Origin of the sequence: Yersinia enterocolitica subsp. enterocolitica (assembly GCF_901472495.1) — a bacterium.
GTDB classification, from domain to species: domain Bacteria; phylum Pseudomonadota; class Gammaproteobacteria; order Enterobacterales; family Enterobacteriaceae; genus Yersinia; species Yersinia enterocolitica.
In genome coordinates, this window is the sequence record NZ_LR590469.1 from 2,234,015 (window position 1) to 2,259,717 (window position 25,703).

The following is a 25,703-nucleotide window of genomic DNA, read 5'->3' on the forward strand; positions in this document are numbered from 1 at the left end:
AAGGTATAAAAAACACCCTCGTCATGAGGGTGTCAGACTGCTGACAAACCTCGATAACTCGATCTTGCAAGGTGAAGGCAGGCAGAAGAGTAAAGCGTCCGCGCCACGGAAGGGTTTACGGCGTCTTTACGATCTGCCTGTTTTCACCGTTACGGGCACTTTGTCATTAACCTCACACCCTCGTCATGAGGGTGTTTTTATGTATATCTGCCGATAATTTAATAGATTTAATCTAATTTTTGGCAATTCCCAAAGAACATCTCGGTAATAAGAGAGTTATTAATCGTATCGCCATTTAAGGTTCTGACCAACAGTTCGCTACCTAACAATGGCAATGAGAACACCATATCAGGGTTAACTCGTTTAACTTTTTGCATATTTTGCGTTTCATTAACCAGAGCTAGTGTTTTCGTACCCTCACCGGCAATCTCTTTTGCTGCCAGAATGGTAAAGGTATTGTCGGCATCATTGTTGCACAATGCGATAATATATTTTGCCCTGGCGGCACCGGCCAATTTCAGTGTTTCGACCGAAGAGGGATCGCCCTCAATAACATCTGCATGTGGAGGAAAACCGTGTTGGCTGCCAACTGCGCAAATCACAGTAACATCATCACCCCGGTCACGCAGACCGTTATAAACATTCAGCGCCAAAGAACTGGAACCAACAATAATAAAATGATTTTTACGTTCCACGTGAGAAATCCTACCTTTAACAATGCGTTTAATATTATTACTGATTATCGGGCCAGCAATAGAAGCAATCGAAGTAGCAAAGACTGTAATGCCAGCAATAATCACCGTAAGAGTGAACATTCTCGCCACAGTGGTATGTGGAATAATATCCCCGAAGCCCACTGTCGACATACAAACAATCGCGAAATAGAACGCTGTAGGTAAATCGGTCACCACCGGTGCGAACTCATCACCCATGTAAAGGGTGCCCAGCATGCTATAGACGATTAATGAACAAATACTTGCGATCGCAAAGAATGTTGCACTCCCAAGACTGTAATGATCAAACTCACGCCAATAAAATAGCAGTGCAACAAGGACAATAAGGGAATAAGTGGTCAGTTTATCTTGATCTTTCAGAATAAAGATATTGATAGCGACGAGGGTAAACAACAATAATACCGTAAGAAACCATGCAGTACGGATTTTCATCGCAACTGAAAATGCCATTAATATCAATAGCAGACCGATCATAAATCTTGGAATTTCAAATAATTCGAGAAAACTTAGCGCCTCCTTCCAAGTGCTGAAATTGTTTATCGCATCTGTTGAATGAGATAGTGCCCGGAAAAGCACAGGACTTAACACCAGATACCCATTAATGGCCACCAAAATAGCCAACAAAAGCGGTATTGAAACCTTCGTTTTAATTTCCTGTAATATTTTCATCAATAGAGTGACTAAAATTGTTATAGGTGAATCAAGTATAGATAAAAAACGATAAAAATCATGGTCAAATATGATTATTTTTGACTAAAATCAAATGATAATTCGGTTATTACTTCGGATATTACTATAAGGACAACATCACTCTGGCCATTTTACATTTTGTAAAGTTATCCATACTCAATAATGAATAAAATAATAATCCTATAGTTGCATTAATATCATTTTGGTTAATAATATATAGGTTCACTGGCATATCGGAAATGCCAGCGTTCGTAGACTTGAGTGATATCTATCACCTTTAATTTAAGTGTCTTAAATATTTCATCATATTTAACAGATAAATAAGGAAATAAGCATGTCCTACAAATCACTTCGTAATATTGCATTGACTGGTTTATTACTTTCCGCTGCCGCAACAAGCTTTGCAGCAACCACTAGCGCAACGGCGACTACCCCGAGTGATATGACCTGCAAAGAGTTCCTGGATCTGAATCCGAAGTCATTTACTCCGGTTGTTTATTGGGTATTAAATGATGATACTCAATATAAGAAAGGTGATTATGTTGACTTGCACGAGACTGACACTATCGTGACACCGAAAGTGGTCGAAGTCTGCAAGAAAGCACCTGAAAGCAAACTCTCTGAGATTAAACAGGATATTTTAGGCTTTGCTAAAAAACATATGTAACGTGTAAATATTTACCTTATGAAAAAGGCGCTTAATCAGCGCCTTTTTATTTTATAGAATAATAACTAACGGGTAATACTCAATTTATCATAACCACGAACATAATAATTAACTACAGAAATCACCCAGCATAGTATAAACATACCAATAATCCAGTAACCTATCTCACCTAAGTTTTCACTGATATTATTTATTGGTGTCCAAATACCGCCAGTCAAATTAAGTTTATCCGCAATTAACCCTAATGCTTCAATCCCACCAATAAAGAATGCAATGATAACTGAAGCCGCAGTGATAGTAATGTTGTAATACAATTTCCGTACCGGTTTTGAAAAGGCCCAACCATAAGCACCAATCATGACAAAGTTATCGAGTGAGTCGATCAAAGCCATCCCAGAAGCAAATAAAATAGGGAAAACCATAATTGACCACAAATTCATGCCATGAGTTGCACTGGCCGCTGAGATCCCTAACACCCCAATTTCGGTAGCAGTATCAAAACCCAAACCGAATAAAAAACCAACAGGGTACATATACCAGCTTTTATTCACCATGTTAAACACACGTTTGAATATTCTGGCCAGAAAACCACCATTATTGGTTACCAATAGATCAAGCTCTTCGTCTTTATAGACATGCCCTGCTTTGACCTGTTGAAACTTTTTATATACTGAAATCAGAATGGTTAAATTAAGAAAACCAAACAATAATAAAAACAGTGACGAAACCAACGTACCAATCAAACCGCCGGTTTCGTGGAACCACGCCATATTATTTTTAAATGCCATGGCGGTTGCAGCGATAGCCAGTGACGCTAATATAACAATGGTCGAATGACCAAGGGAAAAGAATGTCCCAACCGCAATCGGAGTCTTCCCCTGTTGCATCAATTTACGGGTTACATTATCAATAGCGGCAATATGATCAGCATCTACGGCATGACGCAAACCAAAACTATAAGCCAGAAATGCCATCCCCATTAACACTGCATTATCATTAAATTCGGTAAAAGCCCAAACCCATGCCAGCCCATTAATCACCAGTAAGCCAATCAATAAGTAAATGGCGCGACGTTTAGTTTGCTGGTTGCCAAATGCACTACGTTTCTCTATTCCAGTCGTCATATTCATACTCCAGAATAAAATCGCTATTGTCTATGTGCTGGCATCACATCTTTATTAGGAACCAGGAATAACCATGAAGCGAGAACAAATGGCATCGTCAAGGTTGGAATACCGATAGGGGACAATAAAATATTCAGAGCGCCCTGTACGATGACCGTAAAAATAACGCCGACGACGGTATAAGCCAAAACGCGCCAACTGGGCTTGTTAAATGTCGAACCTAAAGCGATCGCCGTCAATACCGCACTGAATGCATAAAGTCCGGCATCAATACTGCTCGGGTTTGCCCCAAGGAATATAGCGGTGAAAAGCGCCAATAGTGAACCACCCACGGCAAATACGGCGGCCCAGAGCGATTCAACCGCCAGCCCGATGATAAAAAGAATGCCGCCAATCAAACTACTGAATAAAAATACCTGAGAAACACCATTGAACATGCTGACGAAAAGATTACCACTCGCAGTTGCTCCACTATCTAAAACCAACGGATGAGGTAGAGCCGGGGTAGGTAATCCACTGCTATGTAAACCGGCAAAGGCGTAACTGGCCAACAAGATCATCCAGGTAGTGAGAACAAAAGGTGCAGTTAATGCCGCAACTTTCCAAGTTTTTAAAATATCGGCGATACAAACCATAACAATGACCGACACGATGCTACCTAAAACAATGCATGCCCAGACTATCGGTGTGGCAACCAAAAATGTCGGTAATGCCGCCCCCACCAAACACCCGTTATAGCCGTATAACCCTGAGCGCCATGATTTACGATCGCGCATCGTTAGCCCGGTGAGTGTTGCCACTATTGTTCCCAGCACACAACCATAAGCCACCGCCGGGTTCCCTTCGCCATAGGCTCCGACAAATATTGCGATAAAAAAGAATAGCCCGGTCAGAGGGTTATTCTGGAACATGACTTGAGCACAGCCGCGCAGCGTTGTATCGATAAATTCAATGAAAACATTCGAAGCACTAAGTTGTGCCCAGCCGGATTGATTGCCCGTTTTCGCGTTCATTATTTTACCCTTCTAACTTGAAGCCGCAGCTGTATTAGCTGCACTCACTCGTCGTTGCACCTATTTATTGTTGCAGCGATGTTTTGCTGCAACGCCAATACCTTTGAGCAACACCTTAACGCCACAAGAATTTTTCCGGCAATGTCACACCGAGAATTTCCTCACGAGCTATTTTCCAAAACTGTCGGATTTCATTCTTCACACCGGCACTATCAATTCCCAGTGCTTTAAACACCAGCCCGCAATCATTCGGTAAGCGCGTTGCCCCACTGGCAATACCGCCTTTAATATCAAAATGGGCCGGTACCCGCGCCAGAATGCGCTCATGATGCTCTTTGGGGGTTAATAAGATCACATTGCCGAACGCATCAAATGATTGCATGACCCCAATAGCATCAAGACTTTCTGACTTCGGTTCCAACACATATTTCTCAACAAACAGTTCTTTACCTGCTGGCTGTTCTTTCCCCAAAAAAACGTGCGCCGCCACTCGGGAGGAATAAACATCAAAACCAAAGCGTTCATCCGCATGGTGATATTTACGCCCAGACATCAGCACTTCCGAATAAATCGCCGTCGCCGTAGGATGAATATTAATGGTGGTATCAGTAATAAAACGCGAATTACGATGTGGAATAAGTGGGTCTGGCATAAATTCAAGATAGCCCCCTTCTTCTACCGTAAAATTCTGTATCTGCGACGCGTAGTTGGCATTCATCATATGAACTTTAGTCGCCGACTGCGTAGTGACATGGGCGCAAGCCCCCGCCTCCACAATCACGTCAGTGGCCAGACGGTCACCTTGTAAAATGCATCCTGAAGTCGAGATCATGGTGACACACGGCAGTTCGGGCATTTCTTCATCCCAGTACAGCGCTTTTTGCACCATTGAGGGTACCCGTCTTTCCATTTCGGCCAAAATACTGCGATGTTCACGTTTGGCAAATCTCAGTTTGAGATAGCCGCTTTTCCCTACCGCTCCGCTACGCATTTGCGCCGGTTCATCTTGGTATTGCGCAAGTTCCGGCGCGTTGATACCTAATGCGTGAGCGCGAACCCGTGAAGGAGTTTCCACGATATTCTGGCTCTGCGATGTCATGCATGTTCTCCTTGTGGCTGCACATGGGTAAACAAGAAGTCGCGCATAATCATATCCACCAACTCTTCAATGCCCTGCCCGGTTTTGCAGTTGGTCAGAATATAAGGGCGCTCGCCACGAACCACTTTGGTGTCACTTTCCATCACATCCAGGCTGGCACCGACATAAGGGGCGAGGTCAATTTTGTTGATGACAAGAATGTCCGCCTGAACCAAACCTGGGCCATTTTTACGCGGGATTTTTTCCCCTTCCGCCACATCGATGACATAGATATAGAAGTCAGCCAAGGCCGGGCTAAAGGTCAGTGTCAGGTTGTCGCCACCGCTTTCAATCATGATGAGGTCGCTGTCAGGGAAGCGCTCTTCCATCTCTTCCACCGCAGCAATATTCATACTGGGGTCTTCACGCACCGCAGTATGCGGGCAAGCACCGGTTTCGACCCCGAGGATCTTCTCTTCATCCAGAATGCCTTTCAGGGTACGTTTCACCTGTTTGGCATCCTCGGTGGTGACGATGTCATTGGTAATGATCAGAGGCTTAATACCCCGTTTGATCAGAATAGGGGTGATCACTTCGATAATGGCGGTTTTACCTGAACCCACCGGGCCACCAATACCAATGCGGGTGATCTTTTTGCGTTTATCGGTTGAATGGCTATTCACGGGGTAATCCTCTTAGTTTTATCTGATATTGGCCAAGTAGTTGGCGAATAAGCTGTCCTCGGCGAGCCCACTCACCCAGCACTCAGAAGTCATTTTATCAATCAGTTAAATAGTCGATCAGTTACTAAACAGGCGAACGTGCGCTTTCACATGCACCGCCGCCAAAACATCCACAATAGGGACATAAGAAGACATCTGGTCAATATCGCCAATTTCGGCAATATCGCAGAACTTCTCGATGTCGTGGTTTAACTCAAACAAGATATGCTGTGTGTCGAAATGGGTAACGCGCATCAAGCGCATGGCCGCACTTAATATCGTCATCGCCACGCCATATTGGTGCATCACCACCACTTCGCGCTGCCCAATCCCCTGTGCGGCCATCACCACCGCCTGAGTGACCGGGTAAGTCCCTGCGGTATTGCCATTTTTTATCTGTTCCAGCCACCAGCTGATCAGCGGATGCTCCACCACATGGATTGACATCTCCGCCAATTTTTTCCCCATTCGGGTTGCCATCAGGCGGCTTTCTTCATTGAGTTTGCGGTTATTCACGGCCCAATCAGCACGGATAATACCGTCACGGTCGTCAGCAACCACAGCCCGATGGGCAGCAACCACCCCCATGCCATCACAACTGGCCGCTTGTTTTAGGGCGGTTAACACGAAGCCTTTTAACGTCGGCACGTCTCGTACCACGCCAGTTTGAATGGCGGACTCCACGCCATTGGAAAACGTGAAGGCCCCGACCGGCAGTACGGAATCACCAAATTGCATGATACGAATCAGATCTGATGCATTCATTGCGGTGCCTCCCTGCCAGAATCAGTGTTTATGGTCGTGGTCGTGATCGCCGTGGCTATGACTGTGGTCATGGTCATGGCTATGCGTATGTCCAGTACCGTGGGAATGAATCGCGTGAACATGTAAGCCGGAGCCATGAGGTTCATCCAAAGGGCTGGCGACATGCACATGAGTATCGGTATCTTCAGCTCCGCCAAACAGCAGGCGCGCTTCAGAATTACTGAGTAACGGTAGAATTTCCGCCCCTTTAACAAAACGGAAAGGTAAATGCTGGAAGCCGTGGGTTCTCATCACGGAATCCATCATGGTGGTGGCAACCGTCAGAGGCACATAGACCTCGTTATTTTTCGTCACTGCTTTCCAGTGCTGATTGCCCAGTGCATGCCCCAACTCAAAGCAGGTTTTAATCAATTCATCCGGTGAACGGCTTTTCAGTTCACTCAGATCGATAACCATGACATCGCGCAAATTGATTTGTACTACCACCGCGACATTGGTTTTTTCATCCCACGCCAGCACATCCCCATCAGCCAGAACGACGTGTCGGTCGAGCGAAATACCCAGATCCAACCCCTGCGTGCTGAGTTTACGGCAACGGCTTTTTTGTGCTTCCCGTTGATCCAAAACCAAGAGATCAAAAGTGGCATCTTTGAGTTTCTCCTGCCAAACCGGATCTTTTTTCACATTGCCAAGAATGTGCTCTATCAAAATCATGTATAGACTCCTTGCCTGTATTTTTGGCAAAAGCCAGTTGCCCACAGTAATGAAATCCGTTTCTATGCCACGCATCCCGACCATTGTTGGTCGCCCCATCCAACCGTCAGATGACACTTACCATGAGCAAACTGAATGCTTAAACAAACTAGATTTACGTCCAGACTCATCTATCAACCAAAGAAATAGCGCTGGTTCATTGCTGCTGTATCTATAGGTTCACAGGTGGCATGTACGCCATCCACTTTCACCGCAAAGGTTTCAGGATCCACTTCAATGTTTGGTGTTTGGTCATTACGCACCAGGTCATGTTTAGAGATGGTACGGCAGTTTTTAACCGCAATAACCTGGCGATCCAGCCCGGCTTTCTCTTTCACGCCATCATCCAGCGCGGCCTGAGAAACGAAGGTGACGCAGGTGTCTTGCATGGTTTTACCCATTGCGCCAAACATTGGACGATAGAACACCGGTTGTGGGGTTGGTAATGAGGCGTTCGGATCACCCATTGCCGCCCAGTTGATCATGCCGCCTTTGATAACCATCTTAGGTTTCGCACCAAAGAAACGCGGATCCCACAGCACCAGATCGGCCATTTTGCCCACTTCAACTGAACCGATGACATGGCTGACACCTTGTGCAATCGCTGGGTTAATGGTGATTTTTGCCACATAGCGCAGGACGCGGAAGTTATCGTTACCCGGCGCATCTTCTGGTAATTTGCCGCGTGATGCTTTCATTGCGTTAGCCGTTTGCATCACACGTAGCCAGTTTTCCCCCACACGCCCCATGGCTTGTGAGTCACTGGAGAACATGGAGATAACCCCCATATCGTGCAGAACGTTTTCTGCCGCGATGGTTTCCGGGCGCACACGGCTTTCAGCAAAGGAGACGTCAGCAGGTACATTCGGGTTGAGGTTATGACACACCATGATCATGTCGAACAGTTCGGCTTGGCTGTTCACCCCGTATGGCAGGGTTGGGTTAGTCGAACTTGGTAGTACGTTAGGCTGACTGGCAACACGGATGATATCCGGCGCATGCCCCCCGCCCGCCCCCTCGGTGTGGAAAGTGTGGATGGTGCGGCCTTCGAAGGCATCAATGGTGTCTTCTGCATAACCACATTCGTTCAAACTGTCGGTATGTACGGAAACCTGAATATCCATTTCATCCGCCATCCGTAATGAATGGCGCAGGGCATTGGCTGTCGCGCCCCAGTCTTCGTGGACTTTATAGCCGACAACACCGGCAATCGCCTGTTCCAACAGCGGGCCACGGCCGTAAGAGTTACCTTTACCCAGAATACCCACGTTGACCGGCAGCCCTTCAACTGAGCGCAGCATCTGGCGAATATTCCAAGGGCCAGGGGTAACGGTGGTTCCGTTAGTGCCATCGGTTGGGCCAATCCCGCCACCGAAGAAGGTTGCCACGCCATTAGAGAGCGCATGGTAAGCCTGTTGTGGGGAGATTAAGTGAATATGGCTATCAATACCGGCGGCAGTGAGAACCAAATGCTCACCGGAAATAGCATCGGTGCTAACGCCTACCACCATGCCGGGAGTGACACCATCCATCACCCCAGGGTTACCACTTTTACCGATACCGGCAATTTTACCATCACGGATACCGACGTCGGCTTTGATCACCCCTAAACGAGCATCAACAATAGTGACGTTGGTTATGACTAAATCCAGTACACCGTTATCGCGGGTCAGATGGTTATTCGCGCCCATCCCGTCACGCAATGACTTGCCCCCACCGTAAACCGACTCTTCACCATATCCACGCAGGTCTTTTTCGATTTCGATAAATAGATTGGTGTCACCCAAACGGATTTTATCGCCAGTCGTTGGGCCAAATAGACCCGCGTATTCTTGCCGAGAAATTTGAGGCATCTGTCGCTCCTTTCTTTTTCCGGTACGCGTAACCTTCATCTTTCAAGTTGCAGGTGTGTTAGCTCATCGGGACTCTCGTTTGCCGCCTTCCTGAAACTTGAAATCTATTGGTTATAGCTAATTACACGTATGCGAATTTCGATAATTTTTAGTGAGATAAGGTGTCATTTAGACGATTTGAAGCCACGCTCAGCTGCACGACGAATAGCCTCTAGCTTATCCGGACGTTCGCTATTGGGAACGACGCCTTCACCAGTCCAACCATCCACCAGGTTGTTAAAGCCATACAGGGTTTGCTTACCACCAAAAGGAATCAGCGGAACTTCGGTTTCATCACCGGGTTCAAAACGGATGGCGGTGGTTGAAGAGATATTCAGTCTTTTTCCGTAAGCCGCCGCGCGGTCAAACTCCAGTGCCCGATTAGCTTCAAAGAAGTGGAAATGTGAACCCACCTGAATCGGCCGGTCACCGGTGTTGCGAACTTTCACTTTGGTAACAGGCTTATTTTCATTAAAGGTGATCGGTGTATCGGCTAAAATGCAGCCACCGAGTGGGGTATTTTGTTCAGAATAACCTGCAATTGATTTAGTGCCTCTATTTGTCTTTAAGCTATCTGTCTTTTCACTCGTTGCTTTGGTGCTATTTGTCTTTGTGCTCATGCTTTAATCCTCTGCAATGTTCAGATCAGGTTTTACTCGCATGCTGCCGTCACTCATTTGATGGGGTCGTGCACCGTGACCAAACGGCTGCCGTCGGTAAAAATGGCTTCAACCTGAACATTCGGAATCAGATCAGCCACCCCGTCCATCACATTATCTTTTGTGAGAACTTTACTGGCTTCTTTCATCACATCCTCTACGGATTTGCCATCTCTGGCCCCTTCCATTGCAGTCACTGTGATAATAGAAACGGCTTCCGGATAATTAAGTTTCAAGCCACGCGCTTTGCGTTTGAACGCCACATCAGACAGCGTGTAGATCATGAGCTTTTCAACTTCTCTTGGGGTGAGCTGCATAAGCCCTCCTGTATCTGGTTAAGAAAGTGAAAGTGAGAAAAACAACCTACTAGCCTTATAACTTGCCTTGCCTATAAAGGTTATCCCTTGTTATTGCTGATAAAAGTAGATTTTGACGCCTGTTAAATGAGAATATTTCAGAATTGAAGCGTATCCTCCTGTATAGCTTGTGAGATTCTTCGTTTGAATTCTGACTTTACATTTTTATTACTATCAATCTGCTGCCAGATATTTATTCTGTAACCTTTAATATCGCGAAACAGACTAAAAACGATGACTATTGTCCCTTTCCATCGCAAATAACTGCGACAGGCTATAGGGCATTATCCCGTTAGGTTTATTTGTATGATGATTTTTCCGGATAGGTATTTTTTACCGCTTTTAGTTATCTCAAGCAACCGTGAACTAGTGTTTATTAATATTTTTTTACTAAAATAGAAAAGCATTACTGCAATTATCCACAGTAAAAAATATAGTGAAGAGCTAATTAATCGTTTGCGTTCTATAGCTAATGCCATAGCTACTGAATCCTTTTATTTAACATCTAACTTCAGTATGTTTTCTTTGTAATAGAGATACTGTTAAATCAACCGGCTGCTATAAAAAATCGTCTATGATCAATATAGACCAAAACCTGAAAAATTCATCACTAATTGCAAATTTAATAAAAATGGCTATATACAACAATTGAAAAAATGTAAAATATCAAATAAAATCAATTGCTTAAAATAGACTTCAGGAGAGTTTATATTTGTCGCAAATAAAGTACACAACATATTCTCATTGAAAATTTATGCAGAAAAAAACAATAAAATAAAAACAAAACAGTACAAACCACAAGAGCACTCACCTTATGTAATAGTGTATAAAAATACATAACCACGTCCAAAAATGAGTTTAAATTAACCAAGGCATATATTTACCACCCCATCATCTGCCGGTGTAAAGTTCTCTGTCCGTTGTGTTAACGGTTATTCCATCACGTGGTGAATATCTATTTTTATCTATTTAAAAGTAATATGATCTCCATCAATACATTTATAATATGATGCCAGTTAAAAACCACTCGCCCGCAGTTCTATTATCACGTCACATTATTATTTTATTGTTAAGATTTTATTTATCCCTCATTAATTATCATTGAGTTTACCCTGTTTTTATCATCGCCAAACCAAGATGAGGCTTAACCACTGGCCGCGGATAAAGAGGTTTTTCACTTTCTCGCTCAGGTATCCATATACGTGAGCACACCTTTTCCAATAAAGATTTATTATGACTGAAAACAATTAGGCCTAACGGCCGACGAGCCGCTTCTTCCAATAACACTTGCCAAATTTGAGCCTGAATATGAGCATCAAGTTGTGCGGTGACTTCATCGGCAATTAAATAGCAGGTCCGTGGGTCCAGGGCGCGCAGCAGAGCAATTCGTGCGAGTTCCCCGCCAGATAATTCATCAGGCCGGCGTTTTAGCCAAACTGGGTTTACAACCATTCGTTCAAGCCATTGTGCATCGGGTCGCCAGGCATCGTGCAAACTCTCGCCGGTTGTCCGGTAAGGATTGAAACTTTGTTCTGGGTGTTGTGGCACTAACTGAACCGGGCAATAACCTTTTTTAGCCAGTGGTGCGCCGCCTATTAGAATTTGCCCGGATGTTGCCGACTGCCATTGTGCTAATACTCGCCCCAAGGTAGTTTTGCCAAACCCACTGGGTGCGGAAATCCCCAATCTCTCTCCCAGTTTCAACGAAAATGAGACCGAATCCCATAGCCGTTTCCCCCCTTGATCAATGGTCAGATTATCGACACTAAACATACTCGGCCACCTCCGCCGGTGACATTTTCTGGCTGACAAACTGTTGCTCCGGCAATGCAGCCCAGAGCGACTGTAACCACGGGCTGCCGCCGTTATTTTTCAGCTCTTCAGCGCTCAGCGTTTCATGTAGTTCGCCTTGATGTAATACCGCAATCTTATCGGCAAAGCGCGCCGCCAGAGCTAAGTCATGAGTGACCCATAAAATACCGCGCCCTTGCTGACAAAAAGCACGTAAGTGGGTCAGTAGCTGGCAAGCATGCTCATCATCGAGCCATGAAGTCACTTCATCCGCCAGAATATAACGAGCATTAGTTAAGGTTGCACAACTGGTCAGCACCCGTTTTGCCATGCCGCCAGAGAGTTGTCGAGGGAAGTCATGGACCAACCCCGGTGCGAGATTGTAGGTTTGCAGTTGCAGCGCGACATCTTCCAGCCGCAATTTTACCCCGCTGAGTTGGGCAGCTCGGGTCATCTGTGACCCCACTTTTATCAGAGGATTCAGGGCGCTAACCCCTTGCGGGACATAACATAAAGTTTTGCCGCGCCGTTCAATTTTATCTTGGGCGCACAGAACTTCGCCATCCAGAATAATCTCACCACGGCAACGCATGTTTTCCGGTAACAGGCCCAACACACTTTGCAGTAACAGGCTCTTCCCTTCGCCGCTTCCCCCGACCAGCGCGACCAATTCCCCTGGGTTTACTTCCAAAGAAATATTATTCAGCAAAGGGTGCCAGCTTTTCCGACCTAGCCAGCGATAATGGGCAACATCAATGGCAAACCTTGAAAATCTCAGCATCAGGCTATCCTCACCCACAGTTGTTGCAGTGCTCGGGCAAACTGGTCAAATATCAGTACCAACCCGACCAAAATCAAGCCAGGGAAGAATGCCAGCCACCATGCTCCACTGCTCAGATAACGAAGTGCATCGGCCAATAAAATCCCCAATGACGGTTCATGGGGAGACAACCCGAACCCTAAAAAACTTAGTGCCGCACTGTGTAACACCGCATGGGGGAACATCAGCAACGTGCCAACAATCCATTGTGGTAGTAATAACGGTAGCAGATGATGACGCCAACGGTAAAAATTACTGTTACCTAATCGATGTGAGAGCATCACATAATCAGTTTCACGAATACGTAAAATCTCGGCGCGCAAAATCAAGGCAAGTTTTGGCCAGTGAGTTAATGCCACCGCCAAAATAACGCCGTGCTTCCCTCCCCCCAAAGTGAAACAGATCAGTACCAATAAGAGTAAATGCGGTAAAGCCAGCATACTGTCAATCAATCCACGAATCAGATAATCCAGTGTTTTATTTATTGAACATAAGCTGGCGGTGAGCATCGCCAATAGGCCACTGGCAAAGGCAGCGATCAAACCAATTTGCAGGCTGGTAGTCATTCCCTGAAAACAGCGCAACCACAGGTCACGCCCTAAACTGTCAGTGCCAAACCAATAAGCGGGTGACGGCGGCTGGCGACGGGCCATTAAATCCATTGGAATTTCAATGGGGTATATTGCCCATCCGTAAACAACCAATGCAGCTAATAGTACTAAGGAAACAAAAAGCCGGAATAAAGCTCGGTTTGGGTTATAAGTCATAATTGCCGCGCGGCCCCTCTATTCAAGCGGTGTAACAGGGCATTGGCGATGCTGTTACCACAAAAGACCAAGATGGCGCAAAACATCACAATCCCCATCAATAACGGAATATCGCCGTGTAACCCGGCATCAATAGTCGCCTGCCCCAACCCAGGGTAAGCAAAAACTTTCTCCGCTAATAAAGATCCACCCAACAATTCGCCCACCGAGGCAAATTGCAGACACAGCGCGGGGGTAATGGCATGGCGCAAAATATGGAAATTGACCAATGGCCACCCTTTATCCCCCTGCGCTTGTGCATAGCGAATAAATTCACTGTTCATCACTTCAGCCACCCTGGCACGGGTATGCAGCGCAATATTACCGACACCCAGTAATCCTAACGCCAGCATTGGCAAAATAAGATGATGCAACTTGTCACTCCAGCTGGCTGTTTCAGCATTACTCCCGGGAGTCCACGCACAACAAATCGGCGCCCAGTTCAGTTTCACTGCAAATAATGACAACAGTAATAGACCAATCCAGAAAGTCGGCAATGAGGCTAATAAATAGGACAGACTTGAAATCACACGATCCGGCCAGCGATTAAGGTAGCGCCCCGCCGTCAACCCTAGTAATAACCCGACAATGCCGGAGAATAACCATGCCGAAAATAGCAACGCGAACGAGGTAGCAAAACGCTCTCCGATAACTTGTGAAACCGGCGCGTTATATAACATCGAATAACCGAAATCCCCTTGTAATACTTGGGTAAACCAATGCAGGAACCGCTGCCACAAAGGTAAATCCAGCCCCCAACGTGCTGCAATCAGTGGATACTGCTCCGGTGGCACATGCAGCAAATCACTGCCGATATAGGCGCGTATTGGGTCAACGGGAGAGAAACTCAGTAGCGTAAAGGTGCCTACTGCCGTGACCAGCAGCAGGCAAACTAAACGCAGGGTAAATAGCGAAATCCCCTTCATTACTGACAGGTCCATTTCCAGCTATCGAGGCTATTAAGCAGTGACCATGAGCCGTGGATTTCCGGCGCACCTTTGCCTAAATCGACACAATTATTGGCCAGATACGTATGCTGGATATTTAATAACCATGCCCATGCCGCATCGCCCCGAATACCGGTACCGGTGGTGCCATCCCAATCCACTTGTTGCCAAAATGGTACGGCTTGCTCCCAAGTTTTGGCATCCAGCGCTTGTTGCAGATGTTTATCCACCACTGGGTTCTGGTAGTAGCCAGGATTATAATATTCCACCCCCGCCGCTTTGCTGCTGTAGTGGTGATACAGCTCCATCGGGTCAAGGCTGCCCCAACCAAACAAGGTCGGGTTGGCATGCATATTCCGCTCTACGGTTTCCCAGCTACCGGATTTCAAATCAACTTCAATACCGATAGGTTTGAGCATGGAACGTACCGCCTGCGCTAAGTCGCGGCGAGTGGTATCACCGCTGGCATACCAAAGTGTGATTTTAGCCGGAACACCATTTTTCTCTCTTATACCCGCGCTGTTCAGCTTCCAGCCAGCCTGTTCCAATATCTGTTTGGCTGTTTCAATATCACCATCTTTGATGGCTGAGTCCGGATTATTCCATGGCAACCCCTGCACGCCGCTATAAGCGGGGATGGCATGGCCTTCCATGATTTGGTCAGCCAGCAGTTGGCGGTTAATCGCGTAGTTAATCGCGCGACGAATCGCGACATCGGCGGTGACATCATTACCAATTGGGTAACCCTGTGCATCCTTTTTACCCGCTGGCGTGGTCGGGAACACAATCCCTCGGTTTTCCACGCTCGGTCTGACCCATAACTTCATGTTATTAACCGGGCCAACTGCCATTGATGGAGGAATACGAACTACGCCTAACTGCCCACTTTGTGCGGCGGCAAAAGCGCTGTCCTCATCAAGAAACACGAAAATCAGCTTGTCGAAATCATTTTTGTTGCCCGCATAATAAGGGTTTGCTTCGACAATCATTTGTTGACCCGGCTGGAAACTCACTAAGCGGTAAGGGCCAGCACCAATAGGTTTTTGTGCATAGGTTTTAGCATCATATTTATCCGCTGAAACAATCCCCAGTGAGCCTAATACGTTCACAAAGGTGCTTTGTGGCGCTTTCAGTTGGATACGAACATTAAGAGGGTCAATTACTTCTGCACTGACGAAGTTACCCATGTCAACCTTGCCGCCGCTGGCCGCCGCATTGTTGTAGGTAAAAGCCACATCTTTGGCGGTCAGAGGTGAGCCGTCGGAGAATTTGAGGTCTGGTTTGAGTGTCAGAGTCCAGGTTTTGCCATCATCACTGCTTTTATAATCGCTGAGTAAAAAACCATTCCAACTGAGATCTTCATTTTGTTTGAGTAACGGGCTGTGCAGCAGTAGATAACTGCCATGACTCCAACCGAGCATGGGATCAAAACCTTCGGTTGGTTCGTCACCAATAGCCAGTTGTAGTGTGTGAGTTGGCGTTGCAGCACTGACTGGAACAGAAAAAGCACTTAATAGAGCGGCTGTCAGCAAGGTATTTCGGAGCCATAGACGTTTAGACATGAATCATCCTTTGATAAATTAGCTAGCGAATATAAGGCATTGCCTGTCAGACAAAGATTCAACAAGTAATTAAGCGTAGCACTAAACATTAATATGGGTAATGTGCATTTTATTTAGTATTAATGACTAATTTTAACTCAATTATTAGACATTTAAAGCATTTATATGACAAATGTCAGGTTTATATGAGGAAAATCAAAAAAAACCAAGGTAGAAATAAAATGCCTTATAAATAAAATTGATCCAGGTCTATAAAAGTCACAAAAATAGAGAGATTAAAATGATAGAAATAATCTTTAAGGAGCGAATTAACAACAGACTCACCTATTAGTCAGAGATCACCAAGAGATAAAACCTATTAGTTAGGCTGCTTACTAGTTAAGGAGGCTTAATCAATCTGATAAATGATATCGTAATCCCTTTAGATATTATTATTTATTTAAAATAATCAGAAAGAATGGCCAATAATAAGATAATCCCCAACCGAGAATAAGTATCCGCTGATTGAAACTTACCATAACAGAAGAGAGAAGAGAGTGATTAGGTAGACATTCCTGAGTATATAAATATCTTTAATAACCAATCTGAAATTGACTATTTTTCGTCACCCAACATTGAACGTAAAATAGCACCTGCATCATCAGGGGGAAGTTTCAATATTTGGCTGTACATATCAATGGACATATCGCAGATATTTTCACGATCGACATCAGGCTTTCTTTGATTTGAGGAAGTTGTCAATTAACTGAGTATAAAGGGCTGGCTCTTGCTGTTTCAGGGTCTGGAAGACAGGATACCCCTCAAATGAACGCTCTATCTGCGCTCGATCCTTGCTTCGGAGCCTATTCGGATTAATATAATGGTAATAAATAATATTCCCAACAATAATGGGGATAATAACCTATAAAATAGCGCCTAACTTGCCCCGTTTATTTCTGTTACGTAATCCTGTGGTGATAACACCTAAAGCCGCTGCAACACCAGCAGATATCAAGACCTCCGTCCAATTAACAACCCACTCCCTAATGTTATAAATATTAAAATAGTGAAACTATTTAACCGTGACTTATATTAAAAATCTTAATCAACTGCCAATCCGTCAGAATCAAGGTCTTTACCGGAAAGTTCACTGGGGAGTTTGATACGTCATTTCGTAAAAATAATCACTAAATGACAATTCATAAATAGCACGAGTACTCTCCAATAATGGGGGAAGAATTCTTGATTCACAGTGTGTGGAGTCTTCGGTTGGATATTCGCGCTGGCAATAACCCCGCGGGCTATCAATAAAACCCATTTTAGGCGTTCGCTTGAGCACCAAAACTTTGCCCACGCTAACTGCCGCCTGCGGTTCAATGAAGAAGAAACTGAGCTGCGATACGAACGCGGTGACAGCAATGGCGACCACGACCACCCACAGATAAACAGAGCGCATATAGAATTCCTGCAATGAATAAAACCGCTATTACTCTACCAGCTAACGCGTTATAAGTGCCAAGAATAATAGCGGTAATAACAATGATACGAGGGATACAAAGCCAAACTCAAATAGAACAACCACAACTAACCACAACTGTATTTTCATTCGCGGAACCCACCAAAGGTAGCCCCTCATCACGCCACCCTATCACCCCTCCTATCATCTCTTTAACCGCGTAGCCAAGCTGGCTTAGATTGATTGCGGCACGATGAACACCATTACAGTGCGGCCCGGCACAATAAATCACAAATAGCGTTTCCATTGGATAATGAGAATGCAAAGTTGCCGTCATTAATCGATGGGGAATATTGATAGCTCTTGGCACATGCGCCGACGCAAATGCAGCCTCACTACGTACATCCACCAAAACAAAGTCCACAGTCCCCTGTTGCTGGCTGGAGTAAACATCTGAACAATCCGTTTCAAATGCCAAACGCTGAGAAAAGTGCTGCAATGCCCGCTCTGGAGATGCGGGTGGAATCTGACTAACTAAACTACTCATATAATTTCCCCATTAAATAATCTGAAGCATCACTTTATGAAATAGTGCTAGCCGATTACAGTGGCAGGAATGACAATAAACCACTGAGATACGCCAATGAATCATTCAGCCACCGGGAGTGTGAAACAAGAGCCAGGCCTGGTCGCTACCTTGGCTTATGATGGTCTGTGCTTGTTTGAGTTTGGTATTGCGCAGGAAATATTCGGTCTGGCTCGCCCAGAATTTGATTTCCCTTGGTATCAGCATCAAGTGGTTGGTGTGGATAAACACATTTCTACGGCCAATGGTGGCCTACACATTCACGTGGATGCCGGGTTGGCTTTACTGGAACAAGCTAAAACTATTGTTATTCCCGGCTGGCGCAGTCCTGACGCTCTCCCTCCAACAGCACTTACCGAGGCTTTGCAACGAGCAGCTGCACGCGGCGCGCGTATTATATCTATCTGTTCCGGTGTTTTTGTACTGGCAGCGACGGGATTATTGCACGGCAAAAGCGCCACCACTCATTGGCGCTATACCGACTATTTGGCGCAACGCTATCCCGATATTCATGTCGATGCGAATGTGCTGTATGTCGATGAAGGACAAATTATCACCTCGGCAGGTAGCAGTGCCGGAATAGATGCCTGCTTGCACCTGATAACCCGTGATTTTGGTGCTCAAGTCGCCAATCAGGTAGCACGACGATTAGTTATGGCCCCACAACGCCGTGGTGGACAACAGCAATTTATTCCTACACCGGTCGCTAAAGCACCCCATCGGGATATGGCAAAACTGATGGAGCGAGTGCGTGGGCAGTTAGGCAAAAATTGGACCATCAGCCAGATGGCTGCAGAATTGGCGCTCAGTGAAAGAACCTTTTTGCGACATTTTTGCGCTGCTACCGGTCAAACACCTAAAATATGGCTACAACACGAGAGAATGCACAAAGCGAAAGCGTTACTGGAAAAGGATCAGATTAATATTGCTGGAATTGCGGAGTATTGTGGATTTCAGACGATTGAAGGTTTTAGAAATGCATTTCGCCAAATAGTGGGGATTACGCCTGCGGTATATCGGCGACAGTTTAAATATAATTAGCGTCACTAGCTTATAAGAATAAAATTATATAAGCCGTAGAAAGTAAAAAACCCCGCTCTATAGCGAGGTTTTCTTATGACTGTATAAATTACAGTGCGACTACGTTTACAGCTGAAGGGCCTTTCTGGCCTTGCTCGATGCTGAACTCAACGTTCTGGCCTTCATCAAGAGTTTTGTAATCATTACCCTGGATTGCAGAGAAATGTACGAATACATCTTTGCTGCCGTCTGCAGGAGAAATAAAACCAAAACCTTTACCAGCATCAAACCATTTAACTAAACCAGTCATTTTATTAGACATAAGGTATTTCCTTCATTATTTTGCGCCAATAGATGGCAATTGAGGTCTGCTTATCAAGAGTTACTTATGGGGGCACTAAAGAAGGAAATTCGTCGGAGAAGTGATGTCTAAAAATATCGCTTTAACTAGGAACTACTTTACTTAAATGGCTTACATAAATAGGTCTGTACTACAAACCGATGAAGCTATTAACGCATGCTGAGATATTAATAGCAAGGCTTATTTATTTCGTACATTAATGAATGATGAAAACGAATTATGATAAAACTAACATTGATATGGCTTACATCGGCAATAAATGACACATTCTAGCGGATGAGGTTATGCTCAGATTTCGCTATACTGCCACTGAAAATCGGAAGCCGTCATAAAGGAAAAGCAATGACAATGCGTGAGATTGAAGTAAAGTTTCTTAATGCAATGAGCGAATTGCAGTCAACTTTTGAGAAGCAACATCAGACATGGCAGGCGAGTTACAACGCGCTGCAACATGAGTTGGAACAGTCAAAAGCACGAGAAGCTGCATTGCGGGCTAAAAATGATATGCTGCTGAGAAAGCTCAACACAGCTAATACCTTGCCTGAACAACACTCACTGGTCAGACAGATCAAAATGCTGGGTGCACATCTTGATGCATTGGCGAAAGATGCCGCCGCGTTTAATCATCATCTGAATAATCAGCAGAAAAACAGCGATAATTTTAGTGGCGATAATCAGTAAACATTTCGTTAATTTATCGATAGCGGCGACTGAGCAGCCTGATAATTTTACGTTGTCAATTTCACCTTTAATGGCGCAAAGAAACACTACATGACGTGGATAATTATTGCTGTTTTGATCGTGGTTTTTATTGTGGGTTATAGTGTACTGACTTCAGATACCCGCAAGGCCGTGGATACATTGGCTAATTTACTGAAGATAAAACCGATTTATATTGAATCCATGCTGCAAGAGATGGGGCAGCGTCAAACACAAATGTTTATTCGCTCCACCAGCAATGGCTATGCTGAAGATGTCAGAAAGGCAGCTTATCTGGTTTTTATCTACCAAACCTTTATCAAAGATCCTTCCGATGAAAATGTGATGCAATGGCGAAATACGCTCATTCGTTCGCACATTTCCCCCATACTAACTGCTGAACATACTGAAGCGGCTTTGTTCTATTTTGCTGAACTGGATTTGGATGCTTTCGAATTAGCGCAATTTCGCCGCAATTATAATCTGCAATTTAATCAGGAAACTGACGCCGTATTGCATTGATGATGGCATTACGGCGCGACGAAATTAATGGCGACAAAGGCGGGCAAACTTTACGGGAACATACTGTTCAGGTAGCGCAATAACATTTCTCTTGAGCTAAATCCGTGGGCAATACCGTAGCGATCTTCTGTTTCTCCCGCGAGATAAAGCGGAAACTCCAGATACTTGTCACTGATGCGAAGTGTTGCTGTCGGTGTGGCAAACAACAAACTTTTATCTTTTTGCGCCGGGTGGATAACCAATGCTGTCCTGCCCATGCGAGCTTCCCGGTTGACATAAACGTAATGCTCCGCTTTCCGATAACCGTAAGCCTGATCAACAGTATAATCCCGCTCAAAACCGGCATTCTCCAAGACCCTAGCCACTTCATCTGGCCGTAAATACATTTATTTCCCCTCTTTTTGACTACTATTGAGCGACCTTACCGTAATAAATAAGGGAAACCACGTATTTATTGGCTCAAAGCGACTATTTCGGAATAGTCTACACGCCATCAAGTTCACCCCGAAACCCACAGTACCAAAACCCAGCCCCAAACCATAAAGCCAGATCTTCCCCAGCACCGCGCGAAAGGCAATGCGTTTGCCCGTCACCACCGAAACCGCTGCTTTACGGCTGGCTAACACTAGCGCCAACAGCACGGCCAGGCAGATAAGCCAGGCGATACCCGCTAATCCCGCAGCAGCTCAAACCGAATAACACGACTTTTTTTGGCCCTAATAAATCAGCATATCGCCCGGCATGTGGGCGGCTAACTAAAGTGGCAAAATATTGGGCGCTGATAACCAAACCGGCCAGCAGTGAACTGTAACCCAAATGGTTATGGACAAAACCGGGTAATACCGCCAGCGGCAGGCCAATTGTCAGGTAACAAACGAAAGTAAAAATAACAATCGAGAGGATACGTTTATTGATTTGGCGAGTGCTAAGTGGCGCACTATTCACCACCGCAGGGGCTGAATCAGCAGACATAAACAGGGCTCAAACAAAAAGAATGTATTCTCACCATACGCCGATCAGTTTGCGGGCTGAATCAGATATGCATAATAAAATATTATTTACTTATTATTCCGCGGCTGCTGGTGCTCGCGCCACAGTGAGGGAGTCATCCCCTTGACCCGCATAAACTCACGGTTGAAGTTAGATTTAGTTTGAAACCCTGCCTCCAACATAATATCGATCACCGACAGCTCGGTTGTCGCCAATAACTGCGCGGCCTGTTCAATGCGCAACTGATTGACATATTGTGAGACATTTTGCCCAGTTTGCTGATTAATCGCCTGTGACACTTTTCGCGCGGGCACCCCGACTTTACGTGCCAATTTAGATAAGTTGAGTTGGCTGTCCAGATACAGATTATGGTGTTTTAAGGCCGATAAAATAGTCGAGAACAATTCATCCAGTGGTTCGCTCTCCGGTTTACCCTTTACTGGTACCTCGGTGATAGGATCCGCACGATGAGCGCTGGTGAACAACGTGTAGCACATTACCAATGTAATCAATAAATTACTGATACTGACTATCACCCCTGCCTGATTTCCGGCAAAAAAGGCATAGTCCACACTGATAATGAGGTCGCCCACCCCAGATCCCATTAGCAAGAGAGCCATCAGTAACCATAAACGATAGCTGAGCCAACTTTTTTCTAACGAAACCTGTTGTAAGCGATCCTCACCAGGGCGCAAATAAAGCAGTACTGCCGTGCCATATAGCAAATAGCTGATAATCACAACCGCATCAAGCCACTGTGGTGCCAACCATACGCAAACCACGGTACCAATAGGTGCCAGACCGTGTTTCCACCATTGCCCCCTCCCCACATTCCCTTTCGCAGTGCTTAATAAAGCTAAATAGGTCAGTGGCGGGATAGTCATGGCAACTATCGGTTGTAGGCCATTAAACAGAGTCAGGTGATAACCATAGCGCAACCCAATCAGAGCACTTTGTAATGCACAAACCAACAATAGCAACAGCAGGAAAACGCCTTGCCGATCGGCTCTAATCAAATAAAAAAACAGACCAAAACATAATAAAGACAGTAGAAAAGAGACCGGGATCAGCGGCATACCATTGCCTTAACAAATAGATATAGTGAATAGCTGTTTTGCAGTGTAGACAGCCAGATGATTGAAAACAAGCAGGATCAGGGACTGGATCATGATCGAGGTCGCAACAGAATTTATGACTCGCTACGGTCATGGGAAACCCAATCAATCAGGATGTTACACCATGAAAACTACGTTTTTGTCTCTCTGCTTTCTGCTGTTTTTTCCGCTGACCGGTTACAGTTGGCAAACAGCAGTGACCCATATTTCATTCCATGACCTCCAGCGCCATCGACAACTTGATAGCATCATTTACTACCCCACGGCTGATCAAGGGGAAACTCAATTGCTAAGTGATACTGCCGTTTTCCGGGGCATATCTGTTTTACCCAACGCCCCCCTTGCTGAAGGTAAATTCCCATTGGTGGTACTCAGTCATGGCAGTGGCGGCAACAATACTAGCCTGGCGTGGTTGGCCGATAAGCTGGTGCAGCAAGGTATGGTGGTGGTCGCCGCCAATCATCCGGGCAGTACCACCGGAGATTCAATCCCAGCACAATCAGCCCAATTATGGTTACAAACTGAAGATATCTCTTTTATCATCAGTATGTTACTGTCAGACCCGCACTGGAAATCGGCCTTGGATGAGCAAGCCATCGGGGTGATAGGCCATTCAAAAGGGGGCTACAGTGCTATCGCGACATTAGGAGCTACACTTTCCCGCCCGCATTTTATTGCAAGCTGTCAGCAACAACCTGAGCAGCCTAATTGCCAGTTTTATACCCATGCAGGCGTGACGTTAGACCAGTTATCTGCTGAGAAATTTGAAGGAAATTATTCAGATAAACGCCTACGTTTTGCGATTGCGCTAGATCCGGGGATGGTTCCTTTTTACCAAAAAAGCAGCCTGCTTCACTTAAGTGCTCCACTACTACTGATCAACGCTGACTATTTTATTTCACCGAATGAATCCCTGAATCTGGGCGGTGCAACATGGGTAAAACAACTGAATCAGCCAGGTATTACCGCTGTGACCTTAACCAATAGTGGGCATTTTGATTTTCTACCGCTATGTAAACCGGCGGCGGGTGCTATTTTGGCAGAAGAAGGAGAGGCCTTTATTTGTGCAACACCGGCAGTTGAAAGAGAGAAATTACATCAGCAGACGGTTCAACAAATACTCATTTACCTTCAGCAACTGCATATTTTGCATTGAGATTAGATAACAGAATCAGTGAGAAACAGCGCACAGGCAAGTAATACACCACACAGAGTCATCACACTGAAAATCAGTTCGAATAGATAGCGATTGATCATGATGGTTAGCCTATAAAAAAAGACACCCGATATTAAACGGGTGTCTGGAATTGGCTAGACTGTGCGGGCCGATATCGCCCGCATTCCGGCGTTATTATGCAGCTGGAGCTGTAGCTGATTTTTTAGCAGTTTTGTGGTGTTTTTTAGCTGCCTGTGCTTTTTGTGCTGGTGCTTTTTTCACGTGTTTTTTAGCAGCCTGAGCTTTTTGAACTGGGGCCTTTTTCACCGCTTTTTTAGCGGCCTGTGCTTTTTGAGCCGGTGCTTTTTTCACAGCTTTTTTAGCAGCTTGTGCTTTTTGTTCGGTAGTTTGTTTAGTCGCTTTGTGTTTTTTATGATGAGTTGCTTTAGCTGGTGCAGCTTTTTCTACAGCTGGAGCAGCAGTAGTGCTGGTTGCAGCTGGTGCTGCTGTAGCGGCCGCAGTTGTTTCGGCAGCGAAAGCAACAGAAGACAGACCCATGGTTGCAGCAACGATCAGCGCTAATACTTTTTTCATTTTAAAATCCTCAGAGTTTGTTTCGCTAAGCCCCCGGTGGGGCCGTTGGAAGAATCATAGAGGAATGGATTTTTTCTTTCCGTGAGTGATTGGTTTCGCTGAGTAACCAAATGTACAAATCATGTTCTGACTATTTATACTTTAAATAATTCGAGTTGCAGGAAGGCGGAAAGCGAATAACAAATCGGTCGAGACCGATTTGAACAACATTCATGCTAGCCCGTAAGGTGAGTCTCAAGGATGAGGCTCATTAATCCCGATGAGTTGACGCCAGTTAATGATTCGGGTGTGAGAGAGCAGCCAACACACATGCAGCTTGAAGGATGACGATTACCTATTCGGATTACTCCTGAAGCTGATTGCCCCTTGCTGTGATGGTCTACGCTTAATGTTCATCAAGCAAAACGGAGAGTCAAATGTTCAATAAATCAGAAAAAGTAGAAAGAGATCTCGATCAGGACGTGACCCTTCTGGCGGATACTCTCGACGATGTCTTGCGCTCATCTGGCGACAAAACAAAAGAAGAGCTGGCCAAGGTGCGCCACAATGCTGAAGGTGTATTACGTGATGCACGAGCGCGTTTTAGCGGCTCGACCAGCTTGAAACAGCATGCACGTGATGTTGCCGGTAATGCCGATAATTATGTGCATGATAAACCTTGGCAAGGTGTCGGTATTGGTGCCGCCATAGGCTTGGTACTGGGTGTGCTGCTGGCTCGCCGCTGATATCTGTTCGCAGGCCGATAAACTGACAGCTCCCTCATTGCTGTGTCTGCTGTAGTTTTTGCTGTTTGCTTATCGGTGGCCCGAGTGATATTCACTGCGGGCCATGTTTTTATAACGCCAA

General features: G+C 45.4%; 27 protein-coding genes and 1 pseudogene. 6 read left to right on the top strand and 22 right to left on the bottom strand.

Annotation, left to right across the window (positions count from 1 at the left end; genetic code table 11):
- Positions 1-227: 227 nt before the first annotated feature.
- Positions 228-1,403 carry a voltage-gated potassium channel protein gene (kch, locus tag FGL26_RS10595; RefSeq protein ID WP_005164236.1) on the bottom strand — a complete coding sequence of 392 codons (1,176 nt, stop codon included), beginning with the start codon at positions 1,401-1,403 and terminating at the stop codon, positions 228-230.
- Positions 1,404-1,758: 355 nt separating this feature from the next.
- On the opposite strand from kch, the gene hdeB reads away from it, so the two are divergent.
- Entirely contained in the window at positions 1,759-2,091 is a 333-nt protein-coding gene (hdeB, locus tag FGL26_RS10600) for an acid-activated periplasmic chaperone HdeB (protein WP_005164238.1), read from the top strand.
- Between the two features lie 65 nt (positions 2,092-2,156).
- Here the strand turns inward: hdeB and FGL26_RS10605 are convergent, their stop codons facing one another.
- The 16 genes from FGL26_RS10605 to FGL26_RS10690 form a co-directional block, all read right to left on the bottom strand.
- Positions 2,157-3,215, bottom strand: coding sequence for a HoxN/HupN/NixA family nickel/cobalt transporter (locus FGL26_RS10605; protein WP_138060234.1), 1,059 nt, complete (start codon positions 3,213-3,215; stop codon positions 2,157-2,159).
- A gap of 23 nt (positions 3,216-3,238) precedes the next feature.
- The gene (yut, locus tag FGL26_RS10610; protein ID WP_005172963.1) at positions 3,239-4,228 is read right to left on the bottom strand and encodes an urea transporter; all 990 of its coding nucleotides are present in this window, start codon (positions 4,226-4,228) and stop codon (positions 3,239-3,241) included.
- Positions 4,229-4,343: 115 nt separating this feature from the next.
- Positions 4,344-5,327: an urease accessory protein UreD gene (locus tag FGL26_RS10615; protein ID WP_005172967.1), complete on the bottom strand. Its 984-nt coding sequence runs from the start codon at positions 5,325-5,327 to the stop codon at positions 4,344-4,346.
- The gene (ureG, locus tag FGL26_RS10620) at positions 5,324-5,989 is read right to left on the bottom strand and encodes an urease accessory protein UreG (RefSeq protein WP_004390399.1); all 666 of its coding nucleotides are present in this window, start codon (positions 5,987-5,989) and stop codon (positions 5,324-5,326) included. Before ureG ends, FGL26_RS10615 begins: the two co-directional genes overlap by 4 nt.
- Positions 5,990-6,106: 117 nt before the next feature.
- Positions 6,107-6,793, bottom strand: coding sequence for an urease accessory protein UreF (locus FGL26_RS10625; protein ID WP_005164256.1), 687 nt, complete (start codon positions 6,791-6,793; stop codon positions 6,107-6,109).
- A gap of 21 nt (positions 6,794-6,814) precedes the next feature.
- A complete protein-coding gene (ureE, locus tag FGL26_RS10630; RefSeq protein ID WP_005172973.1) occupies positions 6,815-7,507 on the bottom strand; it encodes an urease accessory protein UreE in 693 nt (230 codons plus the stop codon).
- A 173-nt stretch (positions 7,508-7,680) separates the two neighbouring features.
- Complete coding sequence (locus FGL26_RS10635) at positions 7,681-9,399, bottom strand: urease subunit alpha (RefSeq protein ID WP_138060235.1); 1,719 nt, start codon at positions 9,397-9,399, stop codon at positions 7,681-7,683.
- 164 nt (positions 9,400-9,563) lie between these two features.
- On the bottom strand, positions 9,564-10,058 hold the full coding sequence (ureB, locus tag FGL26_RS10640; RefSeq protein WP_005172982.1) for an urease subunit beta: 495 nt from the start codon (positions 10,056-10,058) through the stop codon (positions 9,564-9,566).
- Between the two features lie 53 nt (positions 10,059-10,111).
- Complete coding sequence (locus tag FGL26_RS10645) at positions 10,112-10,414, bottom strand: urease subunit gamma (protein ID WP_032912807.1); 303 nt, start codon at positions 10,412-10,414, stop codon at positions 10,112-10,114.
- A 1,146-nt stretch (positions 10,415-11,560) separates the two neighbouring features.
- Positions 11,561-12,226, bottom strand: coding sequence for an ATP-binding cassette domain-containing protein (locus FGL26_RS10655; RefSeq protein WP_005172990.1), 666 nt, complete (start codon positions 12,224-12,226; stop codon positions 11,561-11,563).
- Complete coding sequence (locus tag FGL26_RS10660) at positions 12,219-13,025, bottom strand: ATP-binding cassette domain-containing protein (protein WP_005172992.1); 807 nt, start codon at positions 13,023-13,025, stop codon at positions 12,219-12,221. Before FGL26_RS10660 ends, FGL26_RS10655 begins: the two co-directional genes overlap by 8 nt.
- Positions 13,025-13,831, bottom strand: a complete 807-nt coding sequence (locus FGL26_RS10665; protein WP_005172993.1) for an ABC transporter permease — start codon at positions 13,829-13,831, stop codon at positions 13,025-13,027. Before FGL26_RS10665 ends, FGL26_RS10660 begins: the two co-directional genes overlap by 1 nt.
- A complete protein-coding gene (locus FGL26_RS10670; RefSeq protein ID WP_005172994.1) occupies positions 13,828-14,796 on the bottom strand; it encodes an ABC transporter permease in 969 nt (322 codons plus the stop codon). Before FGL26_RS10670 ends, FGL26_RS10665 begins: the two co-directional genes overlap by 4 nt.
- Positions 14,796-16,379: an ABC transporter substrate-binding protein gene (locus FGL26_RS10675; RefSeq protein ID WP_005172995.1), complete on the bottom strand. Its 1,584-nt coding sequence runs from the start codon at positions 16,377-16,379 to the stop codon at positions 14,796-14,798. The genes FGL26_RS10670 and FGL26_RS10675 overlap by 1 nt, the downstream gene beginning before the upstream one ends.
- A 1,126-nt stretch (positions 16,380-17,505) precedes the next feature.
- Complete coding sequence (locus FGL26_RS10685) at positions 17,506-17,814, bottom strand: hypothetical protein (protein WP_032912809.1); 309 nt, start codon at positions 17,812-17,814, stop codon at positions 17,506-17,508.
- Positions 17,815-17,923: 109 nt separating this feature from the next.
- Positions 17,924-18,361, bottom strand: coding sequence for a rhodanese-like domain-containing protein (locus FGL26_RS10690; protein ID WP_011815713.1), 438 nt, complete (start codon positions 18,359-18,361; stop codon positions 17,924-17,926).
- Between the two features lie 96 nt (positions 18,362-18,457).
- Between FGL26_RS10690 and ftrA the strand changes: the two genes are divergently transcribed.
- On the top strand, positions 18,458-19,441 hold the full coding sequence (gene ftrA, locus FGL26_RS10695) for a transcriptional regulator FtrA (RefSeq protein WP_005173001.1): 984 nt from the start codon (positions 18,458-18,460) through the stop codon (positions 19,439-19,441).
- 88 nt (positions 19,442-19,529) lie between these two features.
- Here ftrA and cspE read toward each other — a convergent pair whose 3' ends face one another.
- Positions 19,530-19,742 (bottom strand): transcription antiterminator/RNA stability regulator CspE, encoded by a 213-nt coding sequence (gene cspE / locus FGL26_RS10700; protein WP_002212220.1) that lies wholly within the window; start codon positions 19,740-19,742, stop codon positions 19,530-19,532.
- A gap of 381 nt (positions 19,743-20,123) precedes the next feature.
- Here cspE and FGL26_RS10705 point away from each other — a divergent pair, with 381 nt between their 5' ends.
- The gene (locus tag FGL26_RS10705) at positions 20,124-20,462 is read left to right on the top strand and encodes an MbeD/MobD family mobilization/exclusion family protein (protein ID WP_005164311.1); all 339 of its coding nucleotides are present in this window, start codon (positions 20,124-20,126) and stop codon (positions 20,460-20,462) included.
- 90 nt (positions 20,463-20,552) lie between these two features.
- Positions 20,553-21,002, top strand: a complete 450-nt coding sequence (locus FGL26_RS10710) for a DUF1198 domain-containing protein (RefSeq protein ID WP_005173006.1) — start codon at positions 20,553-20,555, stop codon at positions 21,000-21,002.
- Between the two features lie 50 nt (positions 21,003-21,052).
- Here FGL26_RS10710 and FGL26_RS10715 read toward each other — a convergent pair whose 3' ends face one another.
- The 3 genes and pseudogenes from FGL26_RS10715 to FGL26_RS10725 form a co-directional block, all read right to left on the bottom strand.
- A complete protein-coding gene (locus FGL26_RS10715) occupies positions 21,053-21,388 on the bottom strand; it encodes a DUF2002 family protein (protein ID WP_005173008.1) in 336 nt (111 codons plus the stop codon).
- A gap of 114 nt (positions 21,389-21,502) precedes the next feature.
- Positions 21,503-21,974, bottom strand: a pseudogene (locus FGL26_RS10720) (MFS transporter); the annotation flags it as partial.
- Positions 21,975-22,060: 86 nt separating this feature from the next.
- Entirely contained in the window at positions 22,061-23,068 is a 1,008-nt protein-coding gene (locus FGL26_RS10725; RefSeq protein WP_005173010.1) for a helix-turn-helix domain-containing protein, read from the bottom strand.
- A 91-nt stretch (positions 23,069-23,159) separates the two neighbouring features.
- On the opposite strand from FGL26_RS10725, the gene FGL26_RS10730 reads away from it, so the two are divergent.
- Positions 23,160-24,263 carry an alpha/beta hydrolase family protein gene (locus tag FGL26_RS10730; protein ID WP_072075833.1) on the top strand — a complete coding sequence of 368 codons (1,104 nt, stop codon included), beginning with the start codon at positions 23,160-23,162 and terminating at the stop codon, positions 24,261-24,263.
- A 195-nt stretch (positions 24,264-24,458) separates the two neighbouring features.
- Here FGL26_RS10730 and asr read toward each other — a convergent pair whose 3' ends face one another.
- The gene (gene asr, locus FGL26_RS10735) at positions 24,459-24,857 is read right to left on the bottom strand and encodes an acid resistance repetitive basic protein Asr (RefSeq protein WP_005173016.1); all 399 of its coding nucleotides are present in this window, start codon (positions 24,855-24,857) and stop codon (positions 24,459-24,461) included.
- A 416-nt stretch (positions 24,858-25,273) separates the two neighbouring features.
- Between asr and FGL26_RS10740 the strand changes: the two genes are divergently transcribed.
- Positions 25,274-25,582 (top strand): ElaB/YgaM/YqjD family protein, encoded by a 309-nt coding sequence (locus FGL26_RS10740; RefSeq protein ID WP_005173019.1) that lies wholly within the window; start codon positions 25,274-25,276, stop codon positions 25,580-25,582.
- The last annotated feature ends 121 nt before the right edge of the window (positions 25,583-25,703 follow it).